The sequence below is a fragment of the Bordetella tumbae genome, assembly GCF_054780995.1.
On record NZ_BAAGVG010000002.1, the window covers coordinates 129291 to 145170 of the forward strand.

The window sequence follows — 15880 nt, forward strand, 5'->3', positions numbered from 1 at the left end:
TCGCAGTCAACCCTCGTACCGTTTTCCCGCAGCCAGCAGTTCCGGCGTTCCAATCACCGCATTGAGCCCATCAAAATCCAGCATCTGTTCGCGCCACGGCGCGGTGCTGCCGTTTTGCTTCAGGCTGCCGTAATAGCCAGCCAAAGTGTGTGCCACCGCGCGTGCGGTTCCTCCGGGAAAGATCACGATGCGGAAACCCACATCGGCCAGTTCCGAGGCGGCTTTGACTGGGGTCTTGCCCCCCTCGACCATGTTGGCAAGCAGCGGCACGCGTCCTGCAAAGCGCGAGCAGGCTGCCTGCATTTGCTCTGGAGTCCGCAGCGCCTCGATAAACAATGCGTCGGCGCCGTCTTCCAGGTACTGTTCGGCTCGATCCAAGGCAGCCTCCAGGCCCTCGACGGCGATGGCATCTGTGCGTGCGAGGATCAGCGTGTCGGCAGAGTGCCTCGCATCGACAGCAGCGCGTAGTTTGCCGCGCATTTCGTGGACCGGCACCACGGTCTTGCCATCCAAATGACCACAACGTTTTGGAAACGTCTGATCCTCGAGTTGGATCATCGCCGCGCCGGCGCGCTCGAAACCGCGCACCGTGCGCTGCACGTTCAGCGCATTTCCGAAGCCCGTATCGCCGTCCACGATCACCGGCACCGAGACACGCTCAGCGATGCGGGCCAAGGTATCCTCGACCTCGGTATAGGTGGTCAGCCCCACATCGGAACGCCCCAATCGGGTATAGGCGATCGAGGCACCCGACAGATAGAGTGCATCAAAACCGGCCTGCTCCGCGATCAACGCGGACAAGGCATCGTAAACACCAGGGGCCAGAACGCAGCCCTCGGCCAGCTGTTGTGCAAGTTTTTTCATCCATTGCTCCGAGAAACTTCAGTAGTCATGCCAGGGATATAAGCGTTATTGCCCATGCGACTGCAAATTTGGGAAGGCTTTTTTTGAAATCCGTTACAGCGGCCGGCCCAGCAATTCCGCGGCTGTCGCTGCGGCGATATGCCCTCCTGCCACGGCGCTCAGCAGGCCATTGCCCGAGAGATAGCCCGATACCTCATTCCCGGACACGCCGCGAGCAGCGCCGCCGGCAGCGAGCAAATTGGCAAAAGCATGGCCGTTCGTATTCAACACTCGGCATTGCGCATCGATGTCCAGTCCGCCCTGCGTATGGAATAACGCGCCAGTAACCTTGATCGCGTAGTACGGCGCCGCGAGATGGCGCGTAAAACGCCGGCCCAATACGTCATCCAGATCGGGGGAAATAGATGCCAGAGTGGCCGCCAACGTTGCTTTGTCGCAGCCGATGAGATCCGCCAATGCCGCAGCATCTGCAGCACAGCGCAATGCACCACCCGCCTCGGCATCCTGGAAATCGGGAAACTCGCGCAGCAGCGCCAATGTGTGCGCGTCAAACACGTTCCATGCCACGCCCTCCGGTTGAGCCAATACGTGTACCGCAGCCTCGGAATACCCCTGTGTTTCGTCGTGAAAACGCTTTCCGGCACGATTGATCTGCACGCCGCCATCCATGATGACCGCCCATGAGATCAATGCGCCTTGCGGAATCGCCCACGAGCCATGACCCTGATAGCCGCCCATATCGGCCAATCGCGCACCCAGTTGCAGGCCCCATTGCACGGCACTGCCATCGTTGCCCACGTGCCCGCCGTACACGGCGTCGGCCATTGCCGGCAGATATTCCCGGCGCATAGAGACATTGCCGCCAAAACCATTGCAAGCGAGTAACAGCACATCGCAGCCTATCACCTCCGTGCCGCCATCAGGCCGCTCGCACCCCACGGCCGTGATACGGCCATCGGCGTCGCACCATAACTCTCGCGCAGTGGTATCCGTCAACAGATAGGCACCCGCCTCGCTGGCCGTGTTGGCCAGCGCGCCCACCAAAGCAGCCCCCGTACGTTCTGGCAGGCTGTGCATACGGCGGGCGTGATGGCCGGGATACAGAAAACCGTCCAGCACCTCAAACGTCAGTCCTGCCTCTTGCAACGCATCGATAGCCAGAGGAATCGCCTCGGTATAGGCCGTCACCAGATGAGGCGCTGCCTGGCCATGCGCCTTGGCATGAATGTCGGCCGCAAAATCAGCCGGGCTGTCCGTCACCCCCGCAGCCTGTTGAGCGCGCGTGCCCGCCGCCGGAATAAAACCCGAGGACAGCGCGGTCGAGCCACTGGGCACCGCGTCCCGCTCGATCAACACGCATTCAATCCCCGCGCGCGCCAGCCGCCAGGCCGCCGTCAACCCGCAGGCGCCCGCGCCGATGATCACAACGGGCACGCGCCCACCGGCGGGGGCTGGTCCTCGGGTAACGCGAGGGCCATGATCATCGATAAGCGCCGGATCTTGCGCAATGCGAGACAAATCATCGCCAGCGGGCTGTGGCGCCTGCGAAACGTGGCCTACACTCATTTCGACAGACTCGCGATAAATTCCGCACACGTTGCGATCTCTGCGACCGTACGCAGATCGGCCAACGCGGCATCGTGCATCTCGGGGCTGGGCGCCGCACATCCATCGGCCAATACCGTCACGTGATAATCACGCATATGCGCATCGCGGGCCGTGCTGGCCACGCCGCCATTGGTGACAATGCCACAAATGACGACATGATCGATGCCCGTGCGGCGCAATACCCAATCCAGCTGAGTATTGAAAAACGCGGAATAGGCGACTTTCCAGACCGACACGTCGACCAGGCCATCCAACTCGGCGACACAACCATGGCCAGGACTGCCCGCCACGAAATCTCCCCGCTTTAAAAACGGGCGCAGGCGGCGCAAGTGCGGCGAGATCATTGGCTCGCCCTGAGCATCCGGCCACAACGTGAATTGACTGGCGGCCACATATCCCCCGGCTGCCTTGACGGCCTGCGCGACGGGTGCAACACGTGGCGGCAATGCGCGAGCCTCGGGACTGACAGCGCCGCCCCGATCATACGCGCCACCTGGCGTCAAAAAGTCGTTTTGCAGGTCGACAATGATGAGTGCAGTTGAACGTGACACGAGCGTGCTCCTTATTCCTGGCGCGCGATCAAGAGGTTGCCCAGGGCGTCTACCTGCCCACGGAATCCGGGTTCGAGCCAGATGGTGGTGTCGGGTTGCTCCAGGATCGCTGGCCCGTCCACGTGCGCGCCAATTGGCAAGGCGAGCCGTTCATAACGCACCGCGTCCCACCATTGACCACTGTGATAAACACGCTGCGTGCCCAATGACGCGGGCATGTCAGTCGCAGTCGGAGCCAACAAGGCCAGATCGAATTTGGGCCGCTGGCCGATCCGCGCATAGCGCAGGTTAAGGACACGGATCGCGATGCCGGGCAAGCTGCGGCCATACGCGCGGCGATATGCGGCCTCAAAGGCTGCGCCGATAGCCGCACGGTCCAGCGCCTCGCGCGAGACCTCCACCGTCACTGTATGGCTCTGGCCTGCATACAGCATATCCAGCTCAATACTCTCGCGCACGCCTTCGAACGCCACGCCCGCGGAATCCAGGCGTGCCTGGCAGGCTTCGGCCAAGGCGTCGATCCGTGCGACCAGCTCGTCGATGTTCAAGCCGTCCAGCGTCACGTTCAACGTCTGCACACCGTCATGACGCATATCCGCCATCACGCAGCCCAATGCCGAGGTCACGCCGGGAAAGCGCGGTATCAGGCCGCGCGTGCAGCCCACCTCGCGCATCATCGCGCAGACATGCAATGCGCCGCCTCCACCAAAAGGCATATAGGCGAACTTGCGCGGATCATGGCCGCGCTCAATCGAGACCAAACGAATCGCACCGGCCATTTTGGCATTCGCCACTGTCAGGATGGCTTCGGCCGCGGCATACGCGTCCAAGCCCAGCGGCTGCCCCACGTGCGTGTCGATCGCCGTGTGCGCCAACTCTGCATTCATCTGCGCCAGCAGACCACCGCCTAACGGACGATCCGCAGCAATGCGGCCCAACAAGACATTGGCGTCTGTCACCGTCGGACGCGTATTCCCGCGCCCATAACATGCCGGCCCCGGAATGCTGCCTGCCGACTCCGGCCCGACTTGCAACAAACCTCCTGCATCAACGCTGGCGATCGAACCGCCGCCAGCGCCAATCGTCTCGATTTGAATCATCGGCGCACGAACCACCATACCGAATTCAATCGACGTCTGTGCAGCCAGCGATGCCTCTCCGCCCGCGACCAACGAGACGTCGAACGACGTGCCGCCCATGTCGCCGGTCACCACATCCGGCAAACCTGCCGCACGTGCAATGGCTGCGCACGCAATCACGCCTGCTGCGGGTCCGGATAGTGCCGTACGCACCGGTACGTCGCATGCCGTTTGGCGCGACATCACACCGCCGTTGCTTTGCACCACCAACAGTTCACCCTCGAACCCGTGACCTTTCAAATCGGTCTCCAGGCGCGAGAGATAGCTGCCTACGACGGGCTGCAACGACGCGTTCAACGTCGCGGTCGAGCAACGTTCAAATTCGCGGATCTCCGGCAGCACTTCGGTCGCAGCCGTGACATTGGCATTCGGCCAGATTTGGCGCACACGGGCGACTGCGGCTGCCTCGTTGTCGGGATTGGCGTAGGCATTCACAAAGAACACGCACACGGCCTCGCAGCCCAGGGCCAGCAGTTCGCGTGCCGCGGTCTCTACTTGGTCCAGATCGACCGGCGTGTGAATCGTCCCATCGGCCAAGACCCGTTCGCTGACCTCGAAACGTAAATCGCGCGACACCACAGGCTCGTAATTGCCGCGCAAGCCCCAGGTTTGCGGACGGTCACGGCGGCGCATCTCCAGCACATCGCGGAATCCCTCGGTCGTGATGATGCCCGTGCGAGCGACTTTGCGCTCCAGCAAGGCGTTGGTGCCCACCGTCGTACCATGCACGATGGTCGCAATCGCATCGGCGCCATCGGCGACACGCTCGATGCCGTTCATGAAGCCGCGAGCCTCTTCGCCACGCGTCGAGGGCACTTTCACCACACGGGCGCTGCCGGCCTTTTCATCCAGTACAAAAAGATCGGTGAACGTGCCACCGACGTCTACCCCAACCACCAACGATTGCTGCGCGGCGCTCATGCTGCCTGCTCCTGTTCTGCTTGACTGACATACCCCATTTTCTGGTCGCGCTCGCGAGCCTCTTCCGAACGGGCCTGCGGCGATCCGTAGCCGCCGCCGCCCGGCGTCTCCAGGCGCACGCGCTCACCGCGTTTCAGGCGTATGCCCAGCATTTTTGAGGTCATGGGCGGGGTATGCCACTGCCCGTCGTTTTCATACTTGAAGACATTGGGAACGGCCGATGCCCCCCCTGCGATACCCTTCGGTGCACTGCGTCCGCGTTCGCCGAAAATAAAAGCCTCGGCACTGTCTTCCAGCAGCTCAATTTCATAGATGGCGCCCAAACCGCCGCGATGCTGACCGTCGCCTGCCGAATCGGGACGCAACGCCCATTGCGTAAACCGCACGGGATAGGCAGCCTCCAGGATCTCTAGCGGTGGAATGGTGGCCGTAGAAATCGGTGCATTGCCATGCGACAAGCCATCGCCATCACTGTGGCCGCCATGTCCGCCGCCGAAGAAGCTGAACATCACCCAGCGCTGCCCCTTGCGCGCCTCGTCGCTGCGGTAACCCGCGATCGACAACGCATTGATGGTGCCGTAAGCCTGGGCCGGTGCGCGCTCTGGTGCAGCCTGGGCCACCGCGCAGAAAATCACGTCGATCATGCGCAGAATGGTTTCGGTGTAACCGCCCACGGGCCGCGGACGCGCGGCCGAGATCAGCAAACCGTCGGGCAGCACCACGTCCACCGCGTCCAACACCCCTGCATTCGCCGGCACATCGGGGAATACGTGTTTCAACGCCACATAGCAGGCCGCAATGGCCGTGGCGCGCGAAATGTTCACCGGCCCCGCACATGAGGGCGAGGTCTCGGAGAAATCCAGAGTCAGTTTGTCGCCCGCGACACGCAGTTTCAGCGCAATGGTCAGTGTTTCATCGCGGACCCCATCATTGTCCAACGTATCGGCAAAGGCATACTCGCCATCCGGCAGACGTTCTATGTGGTCACGCATCAGACGCAACGCTCGCAGGCGCAGGGTATCCAATGCCTCTTTGACCGTGCTGTCGCCATACTCGTCCAGCAAACCATCCAGCCGGCCTGCCCCAAGCTCCAACGCAGCCAACTGACCATTCAGATCGCCCCAGAGACTATCGGGCAAGCGCGTATTCGCCTTCAAGATCGCCAATACGTCTGCGTCCAGCGTGCCTGCACGCACGATACGTACCGGCGGAATCTGTACGGCTTCTTGCCAGCACTCCGTCGCCGATGGGTTGTAGTTGCCAGGCACGGCACCGCCGATGTCATGCCAGTGCGCGGCCGATGCCAGAAAACAAAACAGCTTGCCATTCCGGAACACGGGGCGCACCAACTTGAAATCGTTGGCATGCGTGCCGCCGTCATAGGGATCGTTGAACAGCCACACATCGCCATCGACCATTCCGCCACGCTCGGCGGCGGCACGCGCGGCCGCCTGCACGGCAAAGGACATCGCGCCGACAAATACCGGCAATCCGGATTTTCCTTGTACCAGGGTCGCGCCCGACTCGGCGTCGTACAGACCATGACATGCATCATGGGCCTCGGCGATGATGGGATTGAACGCGCTGCGATACAGCGTCGCATCCATCTCATCGGCGATTTGTTCCAGCCGTCCCTTCAGGACGGCCAAGGTCACGGGGTCAAGCATGATTCGATTCCAGTTTGTCGTGATCAAGACGGCCGGCTGCGCGTCTTCAGTAGATTCAAAAGACCGCCCGCGCGCACCATATCCAGCAGAAAATCGGGCACGGGTTCACATGCCAGCGCCTGGCCTTTCTCGTTGCAGACGATGCCCTGATCGAGGTCCAAGGTGACCTGCTCGCCCTCGGCCAATTGCTCGGCCTGCGCGCACGTCAACAGCAATAACCCCACATTGAAGGCATTGCGGAAAAACAAGCCGCTGAATGACGGTGCGATCACCGCCGCTACACCTAAATGCACCAGGGCTGCTGCCGCCTGCTCGCGCGACGATCCAATACCAAAATTAGGTCCGGCGACCAAGACGTCTCCGCGCTGTACCGCCGATGCGAAATCGGGCCGCACCCGTTGCAGACAGTGACGCGCGATCTCGTCGATGCCAAATTTCATATAGGCGCCGGGCGCCAGGGCGTCAGTGTCGATATCCTCACCGACACGCCATACGCGCGCGCTCATTGGATTCTCCTGCTTTGAGCCAGCGCGGGCTGGCACAAGCGCTTATACACATCACGGTATTGCGTCGTCACTGCATCACCTCGCGTGGGTCGATAATGCGGCCGGCCACGGCGGCAGCCGCCACGCTGTACGGCGAGCCTAAATACACCTGCGCGGACTCCGAGCCCATACGGCCTTTGAAATTGCGGGCCGTGCTGGAAATCACCGTGGCCCCATCCGGGATCGAACCGCCATAGCCGGCACACGCGCCGCATGTGGTAGGCAATATTTGCGCCCCGGCGTCTGTCAGTACCTGCATCACGCCCTCTTGTGCCGCAGCGGCTTGGTCCTTCATGCTGGCTGGCGCGACGATCAGGCGCATGCCGTCTGCCAGACGCTTGCCGCGCAACACGCGGGCGGCGGCCCGCAGGTCCTCCAGTTTGGCGCCGGTGCATGCACCGATATACGCCGCCTGCACCGCGATATCGCGATAGCTGCCCGCATCGCGCGCATTGGCGGGGCTATGCGGGGCAGCCACCTGAGGCGCCAATGCACTGGCATCAAAGTCATACCATTCGGCATCGCAGCCCTCATCGCTGTGCCAGCGCTGCACGTCCAGCGGCTCGGTCACACCGACCTCGCGCAGCCAGGCTGCAGTTGTCTCGTCCGGAGCCACCAGACCGACTTGCGATCCGAGTTCCGCGCTCATATTGGACAGGGTCATGCGCTCCGGCATGGACAAGGCCCGCACCGCCTCACCGCAGAACTCCACCGCCTGATACTGTCCGCCATTCATGCCATAGCGGCCAATCAGGTGCAGCATCATGTCCTTGGCCGTCACACCATCGGCGAGGCGGCCGTTCCAACGCATCATCAGGGTCCGTGGCACCTTGACCCAGATCTGCCCCGTGACGACCACGCCCAGCATCTCGGTACTGCCCACGCCAAACATATACGCGCCAAACGCCCCACCAGTCGGTGAATGCGAATCCCCGCCGACACAGAACATGCCTGGACGCAGATGACCGCCCTGCGGCACTACGACATGGCAGATGCCCTGGTTGTCATAGACATGCGGCAAGCGCTCGCTGCGCGCCCAATCCCGGGCAATACGCACGATGCGGCGCGATTCCTCGTCTGATTCCGGCACATAGTGATCGATCACCAGCACCACTTTGTCGCGATCCCAGATCGTCGCGCCCAATTCGCGCAACATGGGCTCCAGCCGGCGAGGGCCGCTGGAATCATGGAACATCGCCAGATCCACGGAGCAAGTCACAATCTCGCCTTCGGCGACAGTATCTCGACCGCTCGCAGCGGCGATCAGTTTTTGTGCCAGGGTCTGTTTCATCATTACATCCCCAAATATGCTCGACGCACATCATCGCTGGCCATCAACTCAGCACAGCCGCCACTATGGCGAATGGCGCCGTCTTCCAGTACGTACGCACGCTGCCCGACCTCGAGCGACTGGCCCACGTTCTGCTCGACCAACAGGATCGATAAACCGTCTTCGTGCAAACGGCTGATCAAACCGAACATTTCTTCCACCATCAACGGCGACAGGCCCAACGAAGGTTCGTCCAAAATCAACAGGCGCGGCTCTGCCATCAAGCCGCGTCCGATCGCCAGCATCTGCTGTTCGCCGCCAGACATCGTCCCCGCGAACTGCGTCAGACGCTCGCCCAGGCGGGGGAAAATCGTCAACACCCGATCCAGATTTGCGCCACGGCGTTCACGCGCTCGTGTGAAAGAGCCTAATTCCAGGTTCTCCCGCACACTCAGATTAGGAAATACCCGGCGCCCCTCCGGCACCTGGATCAAGCCTGCCTTGACGACCTCGCGGTAATGTTTTCCCGTCAAGTTCTGGCCATCGAAGCGCACCTGTCCTTCCCAAGGGCGATAGAGGCCGCATAACGTATTGTTCAACGTGGACTTGCCCGCGCCATTGCTGCCGAGCAATACGACAATCTCGCCCTGTTCGACATGCAGATCGACGCCGCGCAGGACCTCCATACGGCCATAGCCCGCTCGCAAGCCATTGACTTCCAGTAACGCGCTCATGCTCGCATCTCCATAGCGGCGATGCGCGCGGCAGCGCCGTGACCGAGATAGGCCTCGACCACCGCCGCGTCACGAGTCACCACCGACGGCGCGCCGTCGGCGATCAATCGCCCCTGCGCCAATACCCAGACATGTTCTGCCAGGCTCATCACGGCACGCATCACGTGTTCGATCATCAAGACAGTGATGCCATCTGCCGTCAACTGACGCACCACCGGAATCATCTCGTCAATCTCAGCTGGATTCAGTCCCGCCAGCACCTCGTCCAGCAATAACACACGAGGTTGCGTAGCCAGGGCCCGAGCCAATTCCAACCGTTTGCGGCCCGCCACTGTCAGATCGGCGGCGGGTTTGTCCAGCTGGCGATGCAGATTCACGCGTCTCGCAATCGTCTCGGCAGCCTCCAGCGCCTGGGCGCGATTGGCGACTCGCAAATGCGCTCCTACGGCAATGTTCTGGCGCACCGTCTGCGCGCCAAAGGGCTGCACCACCTGAAAGGTGCGCGTCAGCCCCAACTGTGCCGAGCGTTGCGGGGCCATCCCGGTAATGTCTGCTCCGTCAAAAAGGACACGCCCTTGTTGCGCACGCAAAAAGCCTGACAACAGACCAAATAGCGTCGTTTTGCCGGCACCGTTGGGCCCGACCAATGCGGTCAAACTGCCGCGCGGCACGGCCAGGCTCACATCCTGTACCGCTTTTACCCCACCGAACGTAATCGAGAGATTCTCTGCCTGAAGCAAGATATCAGCCATGGCTACGCCCCTTTTGGCTAAACAGGCGCATCACTGGCTGGCCATAGCCCGATAATCCTCGCGGCGCAAACATCACGATGGCAATCAAGACAAGGCCGTAAATCACCATGCTGATACCGGGTAACTCGCCAAACAGATTGCGCGTAAAGTCCGCCAACACGTGCAGCGCCACTGCGCCTGCAATCGGGCCCCACAAGGTACCGATGCCGCCGACAATCGCCCCGACCAACGCCTCGACCGATACTGCCGGTCCAAAAGCAATCGATGGATCGATGTACTGAAACACCTGCACGTAGAACGCGCCTGCCGCGCTCATGAACGCTGCCGAGATCGCAATACCCTTGAGCTTGATATTCAACGGGTCTACGCCGATGGCGCGCGCCGCATCCTCGTTATCACGCACGGCTTGCAAATACGCGCCGAAACGCGAATGCCGCAGCCACGCCGTGACACCCAGCGCCAACAGCACAAACACCAGGATCAAATAGATATAGCCGTGACGCGAGGCAAACTGCATATTGGCCACGCCCTCTTTCAGCGGCACCATCAAACCCACACCGCCACCCGTGAACGGCACCGATCCGGCGATGATGCGAAACACCTCGGCAAAGGCCAAGGTCACCAATGCGAAATATGAGCCGCGCAAGCCGTAGCGAAAGGTCAATCCCCCCACGATCAGCCCTACCAGCGCGCCACAGACGATCGCTACCGGCAACACCGCCCATGGATTAATGCCCAAGTTCAGTTGCCCTAACGCCTGGGCATAGGCCCCGACACCAAAAAACAGGGCGTGGCCAAACGATAACTGCCCGCCATAACCGCCCAGAATATTCCACGCCTGCGCCAGCAACGCCGCATACAGCGACATCATGATGAATGTCAGCCATACGCCGGATTGCACGAACATCGTCGCCACAGCCACCGCCAGGCCAAAAATCAGGATCCCGTATAAATCCTTCATGGTCACGCCCTCGCCCCAAACAGCCCCTGCGGGCGAAACAGCAACACGAGAATAAAGATGGCAAAGATGCCCATCTGGCCCAGCGAGTCGCCCAGGAACAAGCCGCCCAACGACTCCACTACCCCGATCAACAAACCGCCGACCAAGGCTCCGGCAAAACTGCCCATGCCGCCCAGCACCACGATCGTGAAAGCGATCAGCACAAAGCCACTGCCCACTTGCGGATTGACGTAATACGCGGGCAACAGGAAACACGCTGCAGCGCCCAGACAGGCCATACCGATCGCAAACGACAAGGCGTATACGCGTTCGACATCTATGCCCATCAGTTTGGCACCCTGCTTTTCCTTTGCCACGGCACGTATGGCGCGGCCCAGGTCAGTGCGGCGGATCACCCACAGCAACACGGCCGCTACAACCATCGCCCCTGCAAAGGCGATGACTTTCGGCAAGGCGATCAATGCCGGCCCGATTTCGACCGTGGACAAGGTATAGGCGGTATCGATACTGCGCGTATCCGATTTGAACCACACCAGCGCCAGATTCTCGAGCACGATCGACAGCCCCAAGGTCACCAAGAGAATGTTCTCGTCCTTGCCGTGGCTGGCGCGGCTGATGATGACGCGCTGCAGGAAATACCCCAGCACAAACATGCCCGCCATCACGAACGGCAGCGCCATATAGGGATCCAGCCCCAAACGCTCTTTCAGCAGATAGACGGCGTACAGCGCCACCATCAGGGCAGCGCCGTGCGCGAAATTGATGATGTGCAAAACACCGTAAATCAGCGTCAAGCCCAACGCCACCAGCGCGTACACCGCGCCCGTGGTCAGGCCGTTGAGCACGGCAGACAACAGAATGGCAGGATCCCACAACATCGCTCAGGCCTTTACCGGAAACTGGGCGTTGGCCTGACGGTATGCCTCAGGGATGATCACCTTGATATCGCCGCCGATCACCTGTGTCAGCAGAGGCTGCGCACCGGTATTCTGGCCATTCACGAATTTCGTGGGCCCATACGGCATCAAATGATCCGAGAACGTGCTGCTGGCCAATGCCTCGGTGATCGCCGCCCGATCCGTGGATTTGGCGCGCTCGATCGCGTCGGCCAACAGGTAGACGCTGACATAGGTCATGAAGACCTCGTAGCTGAAGTACGCGCCCTTTTCCTCGACACGTGCTTTCAGCGGCGCGACGCGGGCATCCTTGGGATTGAACCAGTGATTGCAATCGATGATCCCGTTAGCCACGTCAGGGAATTCTTTCAGGAATTTATAGCTCGATGCTGCGCCGCCCAATACGGAATAAATTGCCTTCGGGCTCACCTTTTGCTGCTTCATCGCACGCAATAGCAAGGCGTACTCGTTGTAGTAGTTTGCCGGAATCACGATGTCCGGATTCACCGAACGCATGCGCAGCACAATATTGTTGAAGTCGCGGGTCGGGTTCGGGTGTTTGACGACTTCTTTCACCTCGAAACCATGCTCTGGCAGAGCCTTGGACAACAACGCTGCCGTCCCCGTACCGAACAACGAATCCTCGTGCACGATCATTACGGTCTTTGCCGGCTTGCCTGCCGCGTCATTCAACGCCACCAGATCGGTAATCGCGCGCTCAGTACACGTACGATAGCCCGGCCCAAAACGGAAGGTATTTTTCAAGCCTCGCTCAACGATCTGATCCGCCACACCGACATCCACCACATGAGGCAGTCCATATTTGGCCGCCGTCTGCGTCGTCGCCAGACAGATGGCGGATGCGTACGCACCCACAATCGCCGACACGCCCGCGGCGTTCATTTTTTCCACCTCGGCGGAGCCGGCCTCGGGACGCGATTGTGCGTCCCCCAGCAAAGCCTCCAGCTTGGCGCCGCCCAGCGCCTTGATACCGCCGGCCTTGTTGATGTCCTCGATGGCCAGCAGAGCCCCCAAGCGGCATTGCTGGCCCGAATATGCCAACGCGCCCGTCACCGGATGCAGAATTCCGACTTTCACCGGCGTAGCGGACTGGGCACGCACCATCCAGGGTGCAGATAACACAGCAGCCGCGGCGGCGGACTGCGTCAAAAAAGTACGGCGCGTCGTCATGGCAAAAACTCCGAAAGAGACTTAATGAAATTGGGCCGAGAGCTCTTCGCTGACCCAGACCTTGGCGTCGATGTCCCCGACGCGCGACAGCTGCAATTGATATTGATAGCGATCCGGGCGATACAAACCATGCAACAGCTGCACCGGACGATCATTCACATCACGTACCAAACGAACCACCGACAGCAACGCCGACCCCACCGCCACATCCAAATGGCGGCCGATCTGCGCATCCGCCAAGCGGGCTCCGATGGTTTGTGTCGCGCCGCCGAATTCGACCCCTGCAGCCTCCAGCAACATCAACAACGGTTGACGCTCCAGATCCGCACGGCTGAAATTCGCCACGGCCTGCGGCACATAGGTAGTGATGTGGGATAAGGGCCCCGCCTCGGTGCTGCGCACGCGCAAGCTCTTGTGCACGGGGGTACCCACAGGAATTTCCAACGACTCGGCCACGGCAGGCGAGGCATTGACCAGCTCGCTATCCAACACATGCACCGACGTGCGCAAACCCATATTGACGATGTTTTCCATCAGGCCCACCAGATGGGCCTTTTGGCGCGGGCTCTTTGTCGCACTGTTCGTGTCTCGGGTGCTCGCCGCGGGCGCGTGCCGTGTCGGCCACGTGCCCAATCCCGGGCGGCGCGATACGAGCCCATCCGCCACCAGCATTTCCATCGCCTTGCGGATGGTGATGCGCGCCACCTCGAACTGCGTGGCCAACGCGAGTTCGCCTGGCACGCCATCCTGATCGAAACGCCCTTCTTGCAACTGCTCGCGCAAGATGAGGTAGATCTGGTGATATTTCGGTAGCGGTAAGGAGGTTCCCATAGACAAAGATTCTGTCCATGTCCCAATGTATCGTCAATAGAACAAATGGTGATATAGCTGTTCTATCGGGTAATTACCAATATCAGTTGCGCGCCGGTCTCGTCGAAGCACATCGGCCTGCCCGAACAGAAACGCAGCTCTACCTCCTGTCCCAACCAATGCAGGTCAGGCACGAGACTTGCTGACGCACGGCACGTCAACACTCTGCCAAGGACGCACCATGAAAAGCCAGCAATTCATTCTGATCATGGCCCTGATCGCCGCGAGCCTCACTGCCGGTTGCAACACCATGCACGGAGCCGGACAGGATATTGAACGCGGTGGGGAAAAGATTCAGGAAAAGTCGCAATAACTGCCGTCAACAAGGAGACCATATGCGATCCATACTTTTGTGGCTGCTGGGCGTACCCATCCCCATCATCATTTTGCTAGCCCTATTCTGGCACTGACTATTCAGTGCGGGTGACCTCAACCAAAACAAGGAAATGTCATGCAGAATGATCAGTCCGTGACTTCTTATGCTCATGATTTGAGCGGCGTAGAGTCGCCGCACTCCGCCGTATCGTGGGGCGCCGTCATCGCCGGCGCCGTTATCGCCTCAGCGGTATCCGCGATGTTGGTCATCGGTGGTACAGGACTCGGGCTCGTCTCGATGTCTCCGTGGCGGGATGAGGGCGCCTCCGGGCCGGCTCTCGCGGTGGGATCCATCATCTGGCTCTTTTTCACACACATCGTCGCCTACGGGATCGCGGGTTATGTCGCGGGGCGGCTGCGTACGAAATGGACCGATGTCCACGACGACGAGATCTATTTTCGGGATACTGCCCATGGCTTTCTCGTCTGGGCCTTGAGCGCTGTCGTTGGACTGATTTTGCTGGGCACCACCGTGGCGTCTGTGGTCTCGGGCACGGCCAAAGCGGGCGCCACTATTGCGGGCGCCGGTGCAGGCGCCGTCACGGCAACAGCCGGGCAAGACGGCTCAGACAGTTTTTCCCTGGACTATTTCACCGATGCCCTGTTGCGCCCCAATGATCCCTTGGTCGCGACGGCCCAGGGGGATATTCGGCAAGAGGCATCGCGCATTCTCGGCCGCAGCCTCGCTACCGGTGCACTGTCTGACACAGACCAGGACTACCTCGTCAAGCTGATCGCTCAACGCGCAGGCGTAGATGAATCGACAGCGCAGCAACGCCTGACGGAGATCCAGGACCAAGCCGAACAAACCGCGCGCGAAGCAGAGCAAAAAGTCCGCGAAACTGCCGATGCCACGCGCAAGGCCGCCGCAGGATTCTCGTTGTGGGCGTTCGCGTCGCTACTGGTGGGCGCTTTTGTCGCAAGCTTCTGCGCGACGATCGGCGGACGCTCCCGCGATCGCTAAGGCGCGGTTGCTCCTCGATAGTGGATGTAAAGTTCCAGTGTCGAGGACACCGGTGGAATCGGCTTTTCTTCGTTAAAAAAGGAGGCACTATGGCTGCTGCCACTATCTATGACGCCCTGCGCGAAAGTCATGAGATTCAGCGTTCACTATGCAGAAAGCTGCTACGCGCAGCGCCTCATAGCGAGCGCCGTCTCGAAATCTACCGGGAGCTGAAGATCGAGCTCGCCGCTCACGCAGCGGCAGAAGAACGGTTTCTGTATGCGCCTATTCTGATGGACGACATGGGTCTGGATCCTTCGCGTCATGCCTTGGCCGAGCATCATGAGATCGACGAGTATGTCGAGGACCTCGGCAAAGCCGAAACGCGCGGCGGCAGCTGGCTGTCCAAAGCGAAAAAACTATCAGATGAGGTCCGTCATCATCTACGCGAAGAGGAAAAGAAGTTCTTTCAGATCTCTGGAAAGATTCTTAACGATAGGCAAAAAATCCGATTGGGGCGGCAGTATCTACAGGACTATGCTCGTATGAAAGAGGTACTGGCCAATCAATAAGGAAGATCGTCCATCTGTGCT

General features: G+C 60.6%; 16 protein-coding genes. 3 read left to right on the top strand and 13 right to left on the bottom strand.

The genetic code is table 11. The features are described from left to right. Positions 1–6: 6 nt before the first annotated feature. The 13 genes from ACYVI2_RS00535 to ACYVI2_RS00595 all read right to left on the bottom strand — a co-directional run bounded on the left by ACYVI2_RS00535 (position 7) and on the right by ACYVI2_RS00595 (position 13930). The gene (locus tag ACYVI2_RS00535) at positions 7–864 is read right to left on the bottom strand and encodes an isocitrate lyase/PEP mutase family protein (protein WP_415819313.1); all 858 of its coding nucleotides are present in this window, start codon (positions 862–864) and stop codon (positions 7–9) included. A gap of 93 nt (positions 865–957) precedes the next feature. Beyond that, a complete protein-coding gene (locus tag ACYVI2_RS00540) occupies positions 958–2430 on the bottom strand; it encodes an FAD-dependent oxidoreductase (protein WP_415819312.1) in 1473 nt (490 codons plus the stop codon). After that, a complete protein-coding gene (locus ACYVI2_RS00545; protein ID WP_415819311.1) occupies positions 2427–3023 on the bottom strand; it encodes a cysteine hydrolase family protein in 597 nt (198 codons plus the stop codon). Before ACYVI2_RS00545 ends, ACYVI2_RS00540 begins: the two co-directional genes overlap by 4 nt. A gap of 11 nt (positions 3024–3034) precedes the next feature. Beyond that, positions 3035–5083: a hydantoinase/oxoprolinase family protein gene (locus ACYVI2_RS00550; protein ID WP_415819310.1), complete on the bottom strand. Its 2049-nt coding sequence runs from the start codon at positions 5081–5083 to the stop codon at positions 3035–3037. Next, positions 5080–6750 (bottom strand): hydantoinase B/oxoprolinase family protein, encoded by a 1671-nt coding sequence (locus ACYVI2_RS00555; protein ID WP_460490245.1) that lies wholly within the window; start codon positions 6748–6750, stop codon positions 5080–5082. Before ACYVI2_RS00555 ends, ACYVI2_RS00550 begins: the two co-directional genes overlap by 4 nt. A gap of 23 nt (positions 6751–6773) precedes the next feature. Then, entirely contained in the window at positions 6774–7256 is a 483-nt protein-coding gene (locus ACYVI2_RS00560; RefSeq protein ID WP_415819308.1) for a LeuD/DmdB family oxidoreductase small subunit, read from the bottom strand. A gap of 67 nt (positions 7257–7323) precedes the next feature. Further along, positions 7324–8589, bottom strand: coding sequence for a 3-isopropylmalate dehydratase large subunit (locus ACYVI2_RS00565; protein WP_415819307.1), 1266 nt, complete (start codon positions 8587–8589; stop codon positions 7324–7326). Next, complete coding sequence (locus ACYVI2_RS00570) at positions 8589–9299, bottom strand: ABC transporter ATP-binding protein (protein WP_415819306.1); 711 nt, start codon at positions 9297–9299, stop codon at positions 8589–8591. The genes ACYVI2_RS00565 and ACYVI2_RS00570 overlap by 1 nt, the downstream gene beginning before the upstream one ends. After that, entirely contained in the window at positions 9296–10051 is a 756-nt protein-coding gene (locus ACYVI2_RS00575) for an ABC transporter ATP-binding protein (RefSeq protein ID WP_415819305.1), read from the bottom strand. Before ACYVI2_RS00575 ends, ACYVI2_RS00570 begins: the two co-directional genes overlap by 4 nt. Beyond that, positions 10044–11012: a branched-chain amino acid ABC transporter permease gene (locus ACYVI2_RS00580; RefSeq protein WP_415819304.1), complete on the bottom strand. Its 969-nt coding sequence runs from the start codon at positions 11010–11012 to the stop codon at positions 10044–10046. The genes ACYVI2_RS00575 and ACYVI2_RS00580 overlap by 8 nt, the downstream gene beginning before the upstream one ends. A 2-nt stretch (positions 11013–11014) precedes the next feature. Then, positions 11015–11890, bottom strand: coding sequence for a branched-chain amino acid ABC transporter permease (locus ACYVI2_RS00585; RefSeq protein WP_415806143.1), 876 nt, complete (start codon positions 11888–11890; stop codon positions 11015–11017). Between the two features lie 3 nt (positions 11891–11893). Beyond that, positions 11894–13099 (bottom strand): ABC transporter substrate-binding protein, encoded by a 1206-nt coding sequence (locus ACYVI2_RS00590; protein ID WP_415819303.1) that lies wholly within the window; start codon positions 13097–13099, stop codon positions 11894–11896. A gap of 21 nt (positions 13100–13120) precedes the next feature. Next, the gene (locus ACYVI2_RS00595) at positions 13121–13930 is read right to left on the bottom strand and encodes a GntR family transcriptional regulator (protein ID WP_415819302.1); all 810 of its coding nucleotides are present in this window, start codon (positions 13928–13930) and stop codon (positions 13121–13123) included. 247 nt (positions 13931–14177) lie between these two features. Between ACYVI2_RS00595 and ACYVI2_RS00600 the strand changes: the two genes are divergently transcribed. The 3 genes from ACYVI2_RS00600 (at position 14178) to ACYVI2_RS00610 (ending at position 15859) form a co-directional block, all read left to right on the top strand. Continuing rightward, positions 14178–14282: an entericidin A/B family lipoprotein gene (locus ACYVI2_RS00600; protein ID WP_415819425.1), complete on the top strand. Its 105-nt coding sequence runs from the start codon at positions 14178–14180 to the stop codon at positions 14280–14282. Positions 14283–14420: 138 nt separating this feature from the next. Further along, positions 14421–15308, top strand: coding sequence for a hypothetical protein (locus tag ACYVI2_RS00605; RefSeq protein WP_415819301.1), 888 nt, complete (start codon positions 14421–14423; stop codon positions 15306–15308). A gap of 89 nt (positions 15309–15397) precedes the next feature. Next, positions 15398–15859 (top strand): hemerythrin domain-containing protein, encoded by a 462-nt coding sequence (locus ACYVI2_RS00610; protein WP_415819300.1) that lies wholly within the window; start codon positions 15398–15400, stop codon positions 15857–15859. The last annotated feature ends 21 nt before the right edge of the window (positions 15860–15880 follow it).